A 766-nucleotide genomic window follows, 5' to 3' on the forward strand; every position below is an offset into this window, starting at 1 on the left:
GTAACTATTCAGCTGGTTTGATTTAAAACGTTCTGGTTATTATCAGCTGCTACCGTCATGAACGGTGGCTCGCGCCCCTCGAACAGTAGCGTCAACGCCTCGGAACCACTCAGGTTCCGCTTGCGCGCCGTCGACAGATAGCTGCGCACACGACAGAAGATTTGCGCCCCATCCATCGAACGGAAGCAGCCGGAGATCTTCTGCTGCACCTTGAGCATGCGGATATCACGTTCGCCTTGGTTATTCGTAAAGGGGACCGCCGGATCGTCCAGAAAGCGCAGGACATCCTCCTCATAGTCGCGCAACCGCTCCAGCAGGTTGCGAGCCCGAGAGCGCTTGAGCCGACCGCGCTTGCCCTGCCGTTGGCTTTCATCCGGTGGCGGACACTCTTCTTCCGCTTTCTTAAGGCATTGCCGGTATGCCTTTCGCCACCCATCCGCCGTTTCCGGTGGCAGGCTACCGCCGGCATTCTTGACCGCGTCCTCCATGGTGCACAGCAACGTCTGCATGCGCTGCGCCCAGGCCTGTTTGTCCTGCTCCCAGGCACGTTGCAACTCGCGCAGATGGTGGGCATTGCACAGTGCATGCCGGCACTGATAGCGATAGTACGACTTCCAGTGGTCATGGCAGAGCACGCCCTTGAAGCGCGGCAGGATACCGATCGCTTCCATGGCCTCGTGGCCTCGCTGCGCATGGGGCGCCAACCAGGTCAGGCCGTCATTCGAGGCGCAATGCAGCCAGTGGCGTTGGCCGCCGATGTTGATGC

General features: G+C 60.2%; 1 protein-coding gene. It reads right to left on the reverse strand.

All coding sequences use genetic code 11. From position 1 onward, the window contains the following. Nucleotides 1–8: 8 nt before the first annotated feature. On the reverse strand, nt 9–766 hold a 758-nt coding region (gene tnpC / locus MRS74_RS23530; protein ID WP_254582719.1), incomplete at its 5' end, for an IS66 family transposase.

This window comes from Marinobacterium sedimentorum, assembly GCF_024267675.1.
Lineage (GTDB): Bacteria > Pseudomonadota > Gammaproteobacteria > Pseudomonadales > Balneatricaceae > Marinobacterium_A > Marinobacterium_A sedimentorum.